Raw genomic sequence first — 15,370 nt, forward strand, 5'->3', positions numbered from 1 at the left:
TCTCTTCGTATCACTCCTCGGCGACGTGGCGTCGCGCGTCGGTGTTTATTGCTGCTGCATTTGCGCGGCAGCCATCTGGTACTTCAGGGCTTCGCGGTCATGGCCTTGCACGCGATCCTTGTAGCGGATGACCTGACGGTCGAGCTTGTCGACCAGACAGTCGATCGCCGCATACAGGTCTTCATGATGCGCTTCGACGAAGATGTCCTTGCCCTTCAGATGCAGATTGATTTCCGCATACTGCCGCCGTTCCTTTTCCTTGTGGTTATCGACCGATAGCAGCACGCTTACGCCAATCACTTGATCGAAATGCCTGACGATTCGCTCCAGTTTCGTTTCCACGTACTCACGCAGAGGGGGCGTGATGTCAAGGTGGTGTCCACTGATCTTGAAGTTCATAGCGTTTCTCCTTCTGAAAGAGCCACACCAGGCAGGCGGCGCAGCTCGGCTACAAAGTCTTGCGGAGATTCACTGCCGGGATCTTGAGCGCTTCGCGGTATTTGGCGACGGTGCGCCGCGCGACCACAAAGCCCTGCTCGCCCAACAGTTCGGCGATGCGGCTGTCGGAAAGGGGATTCTTGGGGTCTTCGGCTCCTATGAGTTGCTTGATCAGCGCGCGGATTGCCGTGGATGAAGCTGCGCCACCCGTTTCGGTGGACACATGGCTCCCGAAGAAGTACTTCAACTCGAAAGTCCCCATCGGCGTGGCCATGTACTTGTTCGTGGTCACGCGCGAAATCGTGGACTCATGTAAACCGAGTGTATCGGCTATCTCCCTCAAAACCAAGGGGCGCATCGCGATTTCCCCGTGGGTGAAAAAGTTCTTCTGCCGCTCGACGATCGCCTGCGCCACACGCAGGATCGTATCGAAGCGCTGCTGGATGTTCTTGATGAGCCACCGCGCCTCCTGAAGCTTCTGCTGCAGCCCCGCCGTGCCCGACTCGCCCTTGGCGCCGCGCAGGATCTGCGCGTACATGTCGTTGATGCGTAACCGCGGCATCACATCGGGGTTCAGCTGGGCCATCCATCCACTCCCGCTCTTGCGCACGAAAACGTCCGGCACCACGAAATCCGCCTCGGGACGGCTGTATGCGTGCCCCGGGTACGGCGCCAGCGAACGGATCAGATCGTGCGCGGCCTTCAATGCTATTTCGTCCACCTGCAGGGCTTTCTTGAGGCGCGTGTAATCACGCACCGCCAGTAACTCCAGATGATGGTTGACGATCGACAATGCAAGTTCGCGTTGCGGGTGCGAGATGCGGCGCAACTGCAGCGTCAGGCATTCGGCCGCATTGCGCGCACCCACGCCCGGCGGATCGAAGCTCTGCAGCAGCGTCAGCATCGACTGCACTTCCTCGATTTCGAACTCCAGTTCCTCCGGGAGTTCCGAGAAGATTTCCTCGAGCGAGGCGCCGAGGTAACCGTCATCGTCGAGCGATTCGATCAGGAAGACCGCGAGGCCCTTGTCACGGACGGAAATCTTGAGCGGGGCAAGCTGCTCCATCAGGTGTTCGCGCAGCGTCGGTTCGGCATCGCGCAACTGCATCGGCGTCTTTTCGTCCTCGTCGCCTTGCGGGCGGCGCGCGAAGTCGTCGAGGCTCCAGTCGTTGCCGTAATCCTCGCTGGCGTTGTCGCCGCCGAAGCCTTCATCGTCGCCGCCGCTCGCGCCCTCGGCGCGGTCCTCGCCATTGCCCTGAGGCTCGGCCGGTGCGGGCGCGGGGGCGCTCTGGACGTTGACGGAGCCATCCGCGGCCACACGCAGCGGGCTTTCGATCCAGTCGTTCTCGCGTTCGAGGAGGGGGTTTTCCGTCAATGCCTGCTCCACTTCCTGCTGGAGTTCAAGCGTGGATAACTGCAGCAGCCGGATCGACTGTTGCAGCTGGGGGGTAAGGGCTAGATGCTGGGAGAGGCGAAGCTGAAGCGACGGTTTCATGCGACCTATTCTATGCGCATCTTCCCGGCGATGGAACGGAAATTGCTATCGCCTATCGCTTCCGTGCGGTGATCGATTCCGCCGAGGCCGCGGGCGCGGCCGGCCCGTCACATCCGGAAATTCTCGCCGAGGTAGACGCGGCGCACGGACTCGTTGGCGATGATGTCCTCGGGCTGGCCCTCGGCGAGCACCGTGCCTTCGCTGATGATGTAGGCGTGGTCGCAGATGCCGAGCGTCTCGCGCACGTTGTGGTCGGTGATCAGCACGCCGATGTTGCGCGCCTTGAGGAAGCTGACGATGCGCTGGATTTCTCCGACGGCGATCGGATCCACGCCGGCGAACGGCTCATCGAGCAGAATGAAGCGCGGCGACGAGGCCAGCGCGCGCGCGATTTCCACGCGTCGGCGTTCGCCACCGGACAGGGACAGCGCGGGATTGTTGCGCAGGTGGGCGATCTGAAGGTCGTCGAGCAGCGTATCCAGCCGCTTGTTCATCTCGTCCTTCTTGAGCGGCTTGCCGTTTTCCTGCTGCAGCTCCAGCACGGCGCGGATGTTTTCCTCGACGTTGAGCTTGCGGAAGACCGACGCCTCCTGCGGCAGATACGACAGCCCCATGCGCGCGCGCTCATGGATCGGCAGGCCGCTGATGTGGTCGCCGTCGAGCACGATGTCGCCCTCGTCGAGCGCGACGAGGCCCACGATCATGTAGAACGAGGTCGTCTTGCCGGCGCCGTTCGGGCCGAGCAGACCGACCACCTCGCCGCTCTTCACGTCGAGCGACACGTCCTTGACCACGGTACGCGAGCCGTAGCGCTTCTTCAGGTGGCGCACGACCAGCGTGCTGCCATTGGAGACATTGGCGGTGGAGATCGGCTTGGCGAGCGTGGCGGTATCGTTCATGAGCTGCTGAGAAGTGCTTCGGGCCCGGAGCGGGGGCTCAGGGCTTGGCCGGGGCCGCGCCCGGATTTGGCGAGGCGTTTGGCGATGGGACGGGCGAGGGCTTCAGTTCGAGCGGCGCGGCGGGCGCGCTGGCATCCGCGCGCGGCGACAGCACCGCGCGCACGCGGCCCGAGGAGGGCGCACCGGCGGCGGTGGTCTCGCCACCGCCCGCGGCCGTATAGAACTCGTTGCGGCTGTCGTACGTGATCAGCGCGCCGCGGATTTCGTCGATGATCTTCGTGCCTGCGACACGCGCCGCGCGGGCATGGCCGATCAGGCGCGACAGTTCCTGCTTGCCGTCGTATTCGATGCGGTCGCCCCAGCCGTCGATGTACTCGTCCACACCGTCGCGCTTCTGGCGGATGTACGCCTGGCGTCCCGGCTTGGCCGTGGCGATCGCGTACTGGTAGCCCTCGGGGTCGGTACGCAGTTCGGCCGCATCGGACTTCAGCACCATCGTGCCCTTGGTCAGCACGACGTTGCCAGTCAGTGTGTAGATTTGCTTGACGTCATCGTAGCTGGCGTTGTCCGCTTCCAGCACGAGCGGCTTGTCGCGGTCCGCGCGTTCGGCCTGCGCGGGGCCCGCGAGCGTTAGCCCAAGGGCAGCGATCATGGCGAGCAGCGCGACAGCGGCGGGGCGGCGACGGGACGGCGTCGTCTGGGATGAAGTCATAGCGGACTAGAAATTGGACTGGATGACGGCCTGGCAAGGCCGCGCGGCGGGCGACGGTCTTGCATGGGCGCGCTTCTTATGGTTTCGGAGCCTGGCCCGAAGGCGGCCCCGTGATGATGGTGCCGCGGACGTTACCCAGCAATTGTACTTCGCGGGTGACGTTGTTGAAGATCAGCCCGTTAGCGTTCATCACCGACGGGCCGCGCACCAGTTGCACGGGCTGGTTCGTTTTCACGATGTCATCGTTCACCAGCAGCTGGAAATACTGCGAGGCCGCCGTCATGCGCGGGTCCTTGCTGAGGTCCGTGCCCGCCTGGCGCACGATGAACGCGTTGCCATAGAGATCGATGATCGAGCCCTCCGCGTTCATCACGCCGCGGTCCGCGTTGGCCGTCACGGGCGGGCGGTCCGGCTCGTACGCGCGCATGGCGGGCTTCGTCACTTCGTAGGTCTGGTCGTCCTCGAAGTGGATCATCTTGATGCCGGTGAACCGCAGCTTGGTGCTGCCGTCCTGCGCGAGTTCGGTGGCCGAGAAGTTGTCGATGAAGTAGTCGGGCTCATGGCGCTTGCCCGTGACCGCGGCCTTGTCCTCGCGCGGCGAGTTGATCTCGACGAGCCAGAACGTGCTGCCCGCCACGATGGCCATCAGCAGCAGCGGCAGCAGCCGCATGATGAGCCCGGTCAGGTTGGCGATGAATCCCTTCATGGTGGCCGGCGCCCGGTCAGATGACCTTGGCGCGCGTCAGGTCATGGATGTGGAGCGCCCCGGTCAGGCGCCCGTCGCCATCCACCACCAGCAGCTGGTTGATGCGGTTGGCTTCCATGATCTGCACGGCCTCGACGGCCAGCGCGTCCTGCAGGACCGTGCGCGGGTTCGCATGCATGACGTCGCCGATGGGCACGGTGCGCCAGTCGCGCGGGGTCTCCAGCAGCCGGCGCAGGTCGCCGTCCGTGAAGACGCCGATCGCGCGGCCCGCGTCGTCCACCACGGCTGTCATGGCCATGCCCTTGCGGGTGATTTCCATCAGCGCCTGCGCGAGCGGGGTGCTTTCACGGACTTCGGGCACGGCGTTGCCGGTGCGCATGACGTCGCGCACGTGGGTCAGCAGCTTGCGGCCGAGCGCGCCGCCGGGATGCGAACGGGCAAAGTCTTCCTCGCCGAAGCCACGGGCGTCCAGCACGGCCACGGCCAGCGCGTCGCCTAACGCAAGCGCGGCGGTGGTGCTGGCGGTGGGGGCGAGGTTCAGCGGGCAGGCCTCGGTCTCGACCGCGCCGTTCAGATGGACGTCGGACAGCCGGGCCAGGTTCGAGGCCGGGTTGCCGGTGATCGAGATCAGGCGGGCGCCCATGCGCTTGACGATCGGCACGATCGACAGGAGTTCGCCGGTTTCGCCGGAATTCGAGAAGGCGATGAGCACGTCGTCGCGCGTGATCATGCCGAGGTCGCCGTGGCTGGCCTCGGCCGGATGCACGAAGAACGAAGGCGTGCCCGTCGAGGCGAGCGTCGCGGCGACCTTGCGGCCGATGTGGCCGGACTTGCCGATGCCGGACACGACCACGCGTCCGGTGCAGGCCAGCAGCAGGCGCACGGCGTCCGCGAAATCGGGGGTCAGGCGGTCGATCAGGCCGCGCACGGCGTCGGCTTCGATCTGAAGGGTCTCGCGGCCGAGACGAAGTGCTCGATCCGCATCGAAATTGGCTATCATGGCGACGGAGTATACCAACGAATGCGATGGCGTCTGGCGTGCCGTCCGGCACGCGTGCGTGGCCGTTCGATCCGCGCGGTTCCCGCTTGTTCCTGCTCGTTTCCGCTTGTTTCGTTTCCGCCTGACTAAGACGATCCGACCCCTGCCGCATGCATTCACCGCTGGAACTGACCCTGGTACTCCTGGCCGCCGCCGTGTTCGGCGTGGTGGCCTTCCGCATGTTGCAGCTGCCCCCGATGCTCGGGTACCTGGCGGTGGGCATCCTGATCGGCCCCCATGCGCTGGGCCTGGCCAGCGATTCCGCCCAGACCAAATACCTCGCCGAGTTCGGCGTCGTCTTCCTGATGTTCTCGATCGGGCTGGAGTTCAGTCTCGGCAAGCTGCGGGCGATGAAGCGGCTCGTGTTCGGGCTGGGCGGGTCGCAGGTGGCGCTCTCGATGCTGGTGGTGCTGCCGGCCGGATGGCTCGTGAGCTGGCTGTTTCCGCTCATGTTTCCGCTGACGTGGCAGGCCTCGATCGCGCTGGGCGGCGCGCTGGCCATGTCTTCCACGGCCATCGTGTCCAAGATGCTGTCCGAGCGCATGGAGCTGGAGAGCGAGCACGGCCGCAACATCATCAGCGTGCTGCTGTTCCAGGATCTGGCCGTGGTGCCGCTGCTGATCGTGATCCCGGCGCTGTCGCGCGACCCCGGCGACCTTGTGACCGCGCTGGGCGTGGCCACGGTCAAGATCGTCGTCGCGCTGAGCCTGATCTTCTTCGTGGGTCAACGCCTGATGAGCCGCTGGTTCCACGTGGTGGCGGCGCGGCGGTCGCAGGAACTGTTCATGCTGAACCTGCTTCTCGTGACGCTCGGCATGGCCGCGCTGACCGAGCGGCTCGGGCTGTCGATGGCGCTCGGCGCGTTCCTCGCCGGCATGCTGATCTCGGAGACCCCGTACCGGCATCAGGTGGAAGAGGACATCAAGCCGTTCCGCGACGTGCTCCTCGGGCTGTTCTTCGTGACCATCGGCATGCTGCTCAACGTGCAGGTCGTCTACGACCATGTCTGGCTCGTGCTCGGGCTGCTGGTGGTGCCGATCCTGTTCAAGCTCGTGTTGATCGCGCTGCTGGCCCGGGCATTCGGATCGCGGCAGGGCGTGGCCATCCGCACGGGCCTCGGCCTTGCGCAGGCGGGGGAATTCGGCTTCGTGCTGCTGAACCAGATCGACGGCATGGGACTGGTGGACCCCGTGCTCACGCAGGTGATCCTCGCCTCGATGCTGCTGTCGATGCTCGTGGCGCCGTTCCTCATCCAGTACAGCGACGCGATCGTGCTGCGCTTCGCGGCCAACGAATGGCTGATGCAATCGCTGAACATGACCCGCATCGCGGTACAGAGCCTGCAGACCGAGAAGCACGCGATCATCTGCGGATTCGGCCGCAGCGGCCAGAACCTCGCGCACCTGCTGGAGCGCGAGGGCATCACCTACGTGGCGCTCGACCTCGACCCGGATCGCGTGCGGGAGGCCGCGGCGGCCGGGGATACGGTGGTCTATGGCGATGCGGCACGGCGGGAGGCGCTGATCGCGGCGGGCCTGCATCGGGCGGCCGCGCTGATCATCACCTATGCCAATACGCCCTCCGCCCTGCGCGTGCTGCATCACGTGCAGGAACTGGCGCCGGCGCTGCCCGTCATCGTGCGGACGGTCGACGACTCCGAGCTGGACACGCTGCAGAAGGCGGGTGCGACCGAAGTGGTGCCCGAGATCATCGAAGGCAGTCTGATGCTGGCCTCGCACGCGCTGGTGCTGCTCGGCGTGCCGATGCGCCGCGTGGTGCGCGGCGTGCAGGAGGCGCGCGATGCGCGTTACAGCCTGTTGCGCGGTTACTTCCACGGCCGCGACGACGAGGAAGACATGGTCGAGCGCGATACCGTCCGGCTGCACGCGGTATCGCTGGGCGGGGAGCATACGGCGGTCGGGCGCCGGCTTGGGCTGCTGGGGCTCGAGCGGATCGGCGTGGAAGTCACCGCCGTGCGCCGCCGCGGCATTCCGGCCTTCGATCCGGAGCCCGACACCGTGCTGGAGCCCGGCGACATCGTCGTGCTGCGGGGGACGCCCGAGGCGCTCGAGGCGGCCGAGGAAAGGCTGGTGCGGGACTAGTTTGCTGTATGGTTAGGGGTTCGCTTCACCAGACAACGCTTTCAGACCACTAATCCCCCCCATGGCAGATTCCATCATCCAGTCCCCCGATCTGGGCGACGTGAGCCGTTACCTGCGCGAGCGCATCCGGACGGTGCCGGACTGGCCGCAGGCCGGCGTGATGTTCCGCGACATTACCCCCCTGCTGCAGAACCCCAAGACCCTGCGCGTGCTGATCGACGTGTTCGTCCACCGCTACATGGATCAGCAACTCGACCTGGTGGCCGGCATCGACGCGCGGGGCTTCATCCTTGGCTCGATCATCGCGTACGAGCTGAACCTGGGTTTCGTGCCGATCCGCAAGAAGGGCAAGCTGCCGTTCCAGACCGTAGCCGAGGAATACGAGCTGGAGTACGGCAGCGCCACCGTGGAAATCCACGCCGATGCGTGCAAGCCGGGCGACCGCGTGCTGCTGATCGACGACCTGATCGCCACGGGCGGCACCATGATGGCCGGCCGCAGGCTGCTCGAGCGGCTGGGCGCGACGGTGATAGAGGGCGCGGCCATCGTCGATCTGCCCGAGCTGGGCGGTTCCAGGCTGCTGTCGGCCAGCGGACTGCCATTGTTTACCGTCTGCAACTTCGACGGTCACTGAAAGCGCGCTAACCGCCGCTTCCGTTTGCCGGGGGCCGTCCCCCGGCGCATAATGCCCCATTGACAACGAAATGATGGCTGCGTGAACCGCCCTTTTGCGGTTCCTTAACGGTCACGAAAGGGCGGACGATGGGCGTTCTTCTTCATCTGCTTTCCGGCGTGGCGCTCCTTGTGTGGGGCACCAATATCGTCAAGGTTGGCATCCTGCGCGTATATGGCGCGAACCTGCGCCATATCCTCTCGGTCAGCGTATCGAATCGCTTCAGCGCCTTTGCGGCGGGTCTGGGTGTGACCGGGCTCGTCCAGAGCAGCAATGCGACGGCGGTGATCGTGAGTTCGTTCGTGGGGCAGGGGCTGATTGCCGTGGCCCCGGCGCTGGCGATCATGCTGGGCGCCAACGTCGGCACCGCGATGATGGTGCAGGTGTTCTCGCTGGATCTCTCCTGGCTGTCGCCGCTGCTGATATTCGTCGGGGTGATTCTTCACCTCTCCTGGAAGGGGCAGCGGGTCGGCCACGTGGGCCGTGTGCTGATCGGTCTCGGGCTGATCACGCTCGCGCTCGAGCTGATTTCGATCGCGACGCGTCCCGTGGTGCAGGCGGCCGGCGTCAAGGTGCTGTTCAGCACGCTGACCGGCGATGCGACGCTCGACATGCTGATCGGCGCGTTCCTGACCATCCTCTGCTATTCCAGTCTCGCGGTCGTGCTGTTCTGCGGCGCGCTGGCGTCTGCGGGTGTGGTGTCGATCCACGTTGCGCTAGCGCTTGTGCTCGGTGCCAACCTCGGGTCGGGTATCTCGGCGCTGCTCACCACGTCGGGCAACAACCAGCCCGGCAAGCGCGTCACGCTCGGTAACCTGCTGTCGCGGCTGCTGGGGTGCCTGATCGCGCTGCCGCTGCTCACGCATGCGGAAGATCTGCTCAAGCTGCTCAGCACGGATCCGCAGCGGCTGATCGTGAACTTCCACCTGATGTTCAACGTGGTGCTCGCGATTCTGCTGCTCGGGGCCACGGCGCCGCTCGCGCGGCTGTGCGAAGCCATCCTGCCGGGGCGCAATACCGGCGACAGCCAGGTGACGCCGCGCCACCTCGATCCGGCCGCGCTGACGACGCCGACGCTCGCGTTGTCGAATGCCGCGCGCGAGGTGCTGCGGATCGGCGACCGCGTGGAGCAGATGCTCGACAACCTGCTGCGCGTGCTGCGCAACAACGATGCGCGGCTGGCGACGGCGACGTGCCGGATCGACAACGAGGTGGACGATCTCTATACGGCGATCAAGCTCTATCTCACGCGGATCAGTACCGAGGCGCTCGACGAGAACGATGGCCAGCGCTGGACGGAGATCATCTCGCTGACGATCAATCTCGAGCATGCCGGGGATTTGATCGAACGCATGCTGCTGGATGCGAAAGACAAGAAGATCGCGCACAACCTGCAGTTCTCGGAAGCGGGCATGCAGGAGATTGCCGAGATGCATGGGCGGGTCGTGGCGAACCTGCGGCTGGCGATGTCCGTATTCCTGACGGGCGATCTGCGCAGCGCGCAGCAGCTCGTGGAAGAGAAAGCCAAGTTCCGCGACCTCGAGCGCAAGTATTCGCGGTCGCATCTGCAGCGCGTGGCGGTGCAGCATGTGGAGAGCATCGAGACGAGCTCGCTGCACCTCGACATGATCAGCGAGCTCAAGCGTCTGAACTCGCTGTTCTGCGCGACGGCTTATCCGGTGCTCGAGCAGGCCGGGCTGATGAACCGTAGCCGGCTGAAGGAAGATGAGCGGACCGATGTAGCGGGTGTGCCGGAGGTGCAGGCCAGATAAGGACGTACGTGCTGACGTACGTGCTCCCCCGGCATGCCTGCTCCCCCCGGGCGCTTATCCCCGCTTCAACAGCGGCGCGAGGTACTTGCCGGTGAAGCTGGCCTTGCTCTTGGCCACCGCCTCGGGCGTCCCCTTGGCAATGACCTGCCCGCCGCCGGCGCCGCCCTCTGGCCCCATGTCCAGCAGCCAGTCCGCGGTCTTGATCACGTCGAGGTTGTGCTCGATGATCACGACCGTGTTGCCCTGATCGCGCAGCTTGTGAATGACCTTGAGCAGCAGCTCGATGTCATGAAAATGCAGCCCCGTCGTTGGCTCGTCGAGGATATAGAGCGTCCGCCCCGTATCCCGCTTCGATAGTTCGAGCGACAGCTTGACCCGCTGCGCCTCGCCGCCCGACAGCGTCGTCGCAGACTGCCCAAGCCGGATATACCCCAGCCCCACATCGAGCAGCGTCTGCAGCTTGCGCCGCACCACGGGCACCGCGCTGAAGAATTCGTGCGCCTGCTCGACGGTCAGGTCGAGCACCTCCGAGATGCTCTTGCCCTTGTACAGGACCTCCAGCGTCTCGCGGTTGTAGCGTTGGCCGTGGCACACGTCGCAGGGCACGTAGACGTCCGGCAGGAAATGCATTTCCACCTTGATCACGCCGTCGCCCTGGCACGATTCGCAGCGGCCGCCCTTCACGTTGAACGAGAAGCGGCCCGGATCGTAGCCACGCTCCTTGGCGGACGGCACGCCCGCGAACAGTTCGCGGATCGGCGTGAAGAGGCCGGTGTACGTGGCGGGATTCGAACGCGGCGTGCGGCCAATCGGGCTCTGGTCGACGTTGATGACCTTGTCGAAGTGCTCCAGCCCCTCGATGCGGTCGTGGGCCGCCGGCTCGGGCGTGGAGCCGTAGAGATGCCGCGCCACCGCGTGATACAGCGTGTCGTTGATCAGTGTCGATTTGCCCGAACCGGACACACCGGTGATGCAGGTCAGCAGCCCGACCGGAATCTCGGCGGTCACGTTGCGCAGGTTGTTGCCCGTTGCGTTGACGATGCGCAGCAGGCGCTCCTCGTCCGGCGCGGCGCGCTTCGCGGGCACCTCGATGCGCCGCTGGCCCGACAGGTACTGGCCCGTCAGCGACGCGACGGATGCCTCGATCTGCCCGGGTGTGCCCTCCGCGACGATCATGCCGCCATGGACGCCCGCGCCGGGGCCGATGTCGACCACATAGTCGCTCGCGCGAATCATGTCCTCGTCGTGCTCGACCACGAGCACCGAGTTGCCGATATCGCGCAGATGCTTGAGCGTGCCGATCAGGCGGTCGTTGTCGCGCTGATGCAGGCCGATCGACGGTTCATCCAGCACGTACATGACGCCGGTGAGTCCCGAACCGATCTGCGAGGCCAGGCGGATGCGCTGCGCTTCGCCGCCGGACAGGGTGTCCGCGCTGCGTTCAAGCGACAGGTAGTCGAGCCCCACGTTGTTCAGGAAGTTCAGCCGCGCGGTGATCTCCTTGACGATCTTGTCGGCGATCTCGCGCTTGGCGCCATGCAGGTTCAGCGTCAGGAACCACGTGAGCGCGTCGCGCAGCGGCTGCGCGTTGATCTCGAAGATCGCGCGCGCCTGGTCGTCCTCGCCAACCTTTACGTGCCGCGCTTCCGTGCGCAGGCGCGTGCCGTGGCAGGCGGGGCAGGGCTGGTTGTTCTGATACTTCGCGAGCTCTTCGCGCACCGCGATGGAATCCGTCTCGCGGTAGCGGCGCTCGAGATTCGGAATGATGCCCTCGAACACGTGCGCGCGCACGGTCGTGCGGCCCTTCTCGTTGATGTACGTGAAGGGAATCTCTTCCTCGCCCGAGCCATGCAGCACGACCTCCTGCACCTTCTGCGGCAGTTCCTCGAACGCGGTCTCCGTGTCGAAGTCGTAGAAAGCGGCCAGGCTTTGCAGCATCTGGAAGTAGAACTGGTTGCGGCGGTCCCATCCCTTGATCGCGCCCGACGCGAGCGACAGGTTCGGGAAGGCCACGACGCGCTTTGGATCGAAGAACGTGATCTGGCCCAGGCCGTCGCAGGTCGTGCACGCGCCCATCGGATTGTTGAACGAGAACAGCCGCGGTTCCAGTTCCTGCAGCGAATACGAACAGATGGGGCAGGCGAAGCGCGAACTGAACACGTGCTCGTGGCCGGTGTCCATCTCCAGCGCGATGGCGCGGCCATCGGCGAGGCGCAGCGCGGTTTCGAACGACTCGGCCAGCCGCTGTTTGATGTCGGGGCGCACCTTCACGCGATCGACGACCACGTCGATCGAATGCTTCTCCGTCTTCTTTAGCTTGGGCAGCTGGTCGACTTCGAACACCTTTGCTTCCGCCTCGTGCGCGGTACCGCCGCCCGAGCGGATGCGGAAGCGGACGAAGCCCTGCGCCTGCATCGTGTCGAAGAGGTCCGAGTGCTCGCCTTTGCGGTCGGCGACCACGGGCGCGAGGATCATCAGCTTGGTGTCCTCGGGCAGCGCAAGCGCGGCGTCCACCATCTGGGAGACGCTTTGCGCCTGCAGCGCGATGTTGTGATCGGGGCAATACGGTGTGCCCGCGCGGGCGAACAGCAGGCGCAGGTAGTCGTGGATTTCCGTAACGGTGCCGACGGTCGAGCGCGGGTTGTGGCTCGTGGCTTTCTGCTCGATGGAGATGGCCGGGGACAGACCTTCGATGAGGTCCACGTCCGGCTTTTCCATCAGTTGCAGGAACTGGCGCGCGTACGCGGACAGCGACTCCACGTAGCGGCGCTGGCCTTCCGCATAGAGCGTGTCGAACGCGAGCGACGACTTGCCCGATCCGGAGAGACCCGTGATCACGATCAGCTTGTTGCGCGGCAGGTCGAGATTGATGTTCTTCAGGTTGTGGGTACGCGCCCCACGAATCTTGATTTCTTCCATAGAAACTTCAAAGTGCCTAAAGCAACGCCTGTGATGCCCCAAACGTGGGCAAACGCCTGCCGAGTGCCATCGCTCCGGCACCTGCGGGGACGGCAGGTGACCGGGAAAGCGCGGGAAGCAAACCTGCTAATATACCGAACTTCGGTTTCGGGGGCTTCCCCGGCAAAAGGACGGGAAACACGACAGAATTGGAGCCAGGCGTTGAAGCCAGGCGCTCGGCGCAACCCCGTCAATTCAGCCCCATCCTTCCGACCGAGTCAGATACTTCTCACGATCGCAATGCCGTCGATCCCTTCTTCCCCACAATCCGCTTCTGCCAGTGCATCCGGTGAACCAGGTGTCGCCGATGCCGCGCCGCCTGTGCGCGACCGCATGACGCGAAGCGAGTTGCGTGCCAGTCTGTCGCTGGCGAGTATCTTCGCGCTCCGCATGCTGGGCCTGTTCCTGATCCTGCCGGTCTTCGCCGAATTCGCGCGCGGACTGCCGGACGGGCATGACGCGCAGCGCGTCGGGATCGCCATGGGGATCTATGGCCTGATGCAGGCGTTTCTCCATATCCCGCTGGGCTGGCTGTCCGATCGCGTCGGGCGCAAGCCGGTGATGGTCGGCGGGCTGCTGCTGTTTGTCGCGGGCGCGGTCGTCGCGGCCTGCTCCGATACGCTCCTGGGCATCACGATCGGCCGGGCGTTGCAGGGAACCGGCGCGATCTCGGCCGCGATCACGGCCTGCATCGCGGACCTGACGCGGGAGCGGCATCGCACGAAGGCGATGGCGTTGGTGGGCGGCAGCATCGGGCTGACGTTCGCGCTGTCGCTGGTCATCGCCTCGCCGCTGCTCGAGGCCATCGGCATGTCGGGCATCTTCTGGCTGATGGCCGTGCTCGGCGTCGTGGCCATCGGCGTGACGATCTTCGTGGTGCCGGTGCCGCCGGCACCGCATCCGGTGCAACTGCCGTTCCGCAGCGTGCTGACCAATCCCGACCTCGCCCGACTGAATGTGGGGGTACTTGCGCTACATGCAAGCCAGGTTGCAATGTTCATGGTCGTGCCGTCGATGTTGTCCGACGCGGGCATGCCGCTGGACCAGCATTGGAAGGTGTATCTGCCCGTGGTGCTGGTGTCGTTCATCCTGATGCTCGGGCCGATGATGGCGGCCGAGCGGTATGGGCGGGTGCGCGTCGTGCTGCTGAGCTCGGTCGCGCTGATGACGGTCGTACAGGTGCTGTTCGCCGCCGTGCATGGGCTCTGGCCGATCGTCGGCGTGCTGCTGCTGTTCTTCGTCGCGTTCAACGTCCTCGAGGCCATGCAGCCTTCGCTGGTGTCGCGGTATGCGGCGGCCAGCCGGGGCGCGGCGCTCGGCGTCTACAACACGACGCAGGCGATGGGGCTGTTTCTGGGCGGTATCGCCGGTGGCTGGCTGCTCAAGCACGAGGGGCGCGCGGCGGTGTTCATCGGCTGCGCGGTCGTGTTGCTGGCCTGGCTTATAATCGCGTGGCGCATGAAGCCACCCCCCGCTCGCGGGCAGGCGGAAGCGCCTGCGGCATCCACCGTGGTGTGATCCATACGGTAGTCCAAAAAACCGCAGAAGCACTAGTTCAGATTCGAGCAGTTTGGGTTTAGCATGAGCGCGCGCCCGCCAACGCAACACTTGGCACCGGGGCGCGCTTTTTGTTTGCCGCGATTGCGTTTTTACACTGACTTACCTTTACAGACTTACTTTGCCACCTCGGATGAGGTGGTCCTTCGGAGAACGTTCACATGGCATCGGTCAACAAAGTCATCCTCGTCGGCAACCTGGGCGCTGACCCGGAAACGCGCTACATGCCCAGCGGCGACGCCGTCACCAACATTCGGCTCGCAACGACCGATCGGTACAAGGACAAGCAGAGCGGCGAGTTCAAGGAAGCCACGGAGTGGCACCGCATCGCGTTCTTCGGCAAGCTGGCGGAGATCGCGGGTCAGTACCTGAAGAAGGGCTCGTCCGTCTACATCGAAGGCCGCATCCGCACGCGCAAGTGGCAGGATCAGTCGGGCCAGGACAAGTACAGCACCGAAATCGTCGCCGACCAGATGCAAATGCTGGGCGGCCGCGGTCAGGGCGGTGGTGGTGGCGATGAAGGCGGCTACGGCGGTGGTGGTGGCGGCGGTGGCGGTGGCTACAGCCGCGAAGCGTCCGGTGGCGGCGGGGGCTACGGCGGCGGCCGTGGTGGCCAAGGCGGTGGTGGCGGCTCGCAAGGCGGCCAGGGCGGCGGACAACGCCGTCAGCAGCAGTCCCCGTCGAACGGGTTTGAAGATATGGATGACGATATTCCGTTCTGACGTTTCGTCAGGGACTACGCTGGTAGGAAGCCCCGCCTAGTGCGGGGCTTTTGCTATCTGGGGCGGGGCATTTTTAGGAGGGTTGCGATTGTGCATCCTCCAGAAAGACCAACGCCACCCAGTGGGTGGCGTTGGCTTCAAGCTCTGATACAGCTGGGGCATCACCAGTTTGGGCCCCGAAGGGCTTAGCGGAACCTGACAGAAGCCAGGTTGGGAGCGGCTGGTCCAACCGTGTATGCGCGGAGTATATCGAGCCTAGGGTTTGACGGAGAAGGAGAGTGACGCGCGCATGACTAT

The 15,370-nt window shown here is 65.1% G+C and carries 12 protein-coding genes; 5 read left to right on the forward strand and 7 right to left on the reverse strand.

Annotation, left to right across the window (positions count from 1 at the left end; genetic code table 11):
* Positions 1-45: 45 nt before the first annotated feature.
* From hpf to KHP16_RS01270, 6 genes are all read right to left on the reverse strand, one after another.
* Positions 46-399, reverse strand: a complete 354-nt coding sequence (gene hpf, locus KHP16_RS01245; RefSeq protein WP_109582176.1) for a ribosome hibernation-promoting factor, HPF/YfiA family — start codon at positions 397-399, stop codon at positions 46-48.
* A 49-nt stretch (positions 400-448) separates the two neighbouring features.
* Positions 449-1,933 carry an RNA polymerase factor sigma-54 gene (locus KHP16_RS01250; protein WP_109582175.1) on the reverse strand — a complete coding sequence of 495 codons (1,485 nt, stop codon included), beginning with the start codon at positions 1,931-1,933 and terminating at the stop codon, positions 449-451.
* A gap of 107 nt (positions 1,934-2,040) precedes the next feature.
* Positions 2,041-2,832, reverse strand: coding sequence for an LPS export ABC transporter ATP-binding protein (lptB, locus tag KHP16_RS01255; protein ID WP_109582174.1), 792 nt, complete (start codon positions 2,830-2,832; stop codon positions 2,041-2,043).
* A gap of 37 nt (positions 2,833-2,869) precedes the next feature.
* Positions 2,870-3,544, reverse strand: a complete 675-nt coding sequence (lptA, locus tag KHP16_RS01260; RefSeq protein ID WP_211959449.1) for a lipopolysaccharide transport periplasmic protein LptA — start codon at positions 3,542-3,544, stop codon at positions 2,870-2,872.
* A gap of 76 nt (positions 3,545-3,620) precedes the next feature.
* Complete coding sequence (lptC, locus tag KHP16_RS01265; protein ID WP_109582172.1) at positions 3,621-4,250, reverse strand: LPS export ABC transporter periplasmic protein LptC; 630 nt, start codon at positions 4,248-4,250, stop codon at positions 3,621-3,623.
* A gap of 16 nt (positions 4,251-4,266) precedes the next feature.
* Entirely contained in the window at positions 4,267-5,250 is a 984-nt protein-coding gene (locus KHP16_RS01270; protein ID WP_109582171.1) for a KpsF/GutQ family sugar-phosphate isomerase, read from the reverse strand.
* Positions 5,251-5,399: 149 nt separating this feature from the next.
* Between KHP16_RS01270 and KHP16_RS01275 the strand changes: the two genes are divergently transcribed.
* The 3 genes from KHP16_RS01275 (at position 5,400) to KHP16_RS01285 (ending at position 9,836) form a co-directional block, all read left to right on the forward strand.
* Positions 5,400-7,391, forward strand: coding sequence for a monovalent cation:proton antiporter family protein (locus KHP16_RS01275; protein WP_109582170.1), 1,992 nt, complete (start codon positions 5,400-5,402; stop codon positions 7,389-7,391).
* 61 nt (positions 7,392-7,452) lie between these two features.
* A complete protein-coding gene (locus KHP16_RS01280; protein ID WP_109582169.1) occupies positions 7,453-8,025 on the forward strand; it encodes an adenine phosphoribosyltransferase in 573 nt (190 codons plus the stop codon).
* 128 nt (positions 8,026-8,153) lie between these two features.
* The gene (locus tag KHP16_RS01285; protein ID WP_115953841.1) at positions 8,154-9,836 is read left to right on the forward strand and encodes a Na/Pi cotransporter family protein; all 1,683 of its coding nucleotides are present in this window, start codon (positions 8,154-8,156) and stop codon (positions 9,834-9,836) included.
* A 54-nt stretch (positions 9,837-9,890) separates the two neighbouring features.
* Here KHP16_RS01285 and uvrA read toward each other — a convergent pair whose 3' ends face one another.
* Positions 9,891-12,755, reverse strand: coding sequence for an excinuclease ABC subunit UvrA (gene uvrA, locus KHP16_RS01290; RefSeq protein ID WP_115953840.1), 2,865 nt, complete (start codon positions 12,753-12,755; stop codon positions 9,891-9,893).
* Between the two features lie 279 nt (positions 12,756-13,034).
* Here uvrA and KHP16_RS01295 point away from each other — a divergent pair, with 279 nt between their 5' ends.
* Complete coding sequence (locus tag KHP16_RS01295; RefSeq protein WP_211959450.1) at positions 13,035-14,312, forward strand: MFS transporter; 1,278 nt, start codon at positions 13,035-13,037, stop codon at positions 14,310-14,312.
* A gap of 200 nt (positions 14,313-14,512) precedes the next feature.
* A complete protein-coding gene (locus KHP16_RS01300; protein ID WP_211959451.1) occupies positions 14,513-15,073 on the forward strand; it encodes a single-stranded DNA-binding protein in 561 nt (186 codons plus the stop codon).
* Positions 15,074-15,370 lie beyond the last annotated feature (297 nt).

Source organism: Cupriavidus plantarum (assembly GCF_905397285.1).
GTDB lineage: Bacteria > Pseudomonadota > Gammaproteobacteria > Burkholderiales > Burkholderiaceae > Cupriavidus > Cupriavidus plantarum.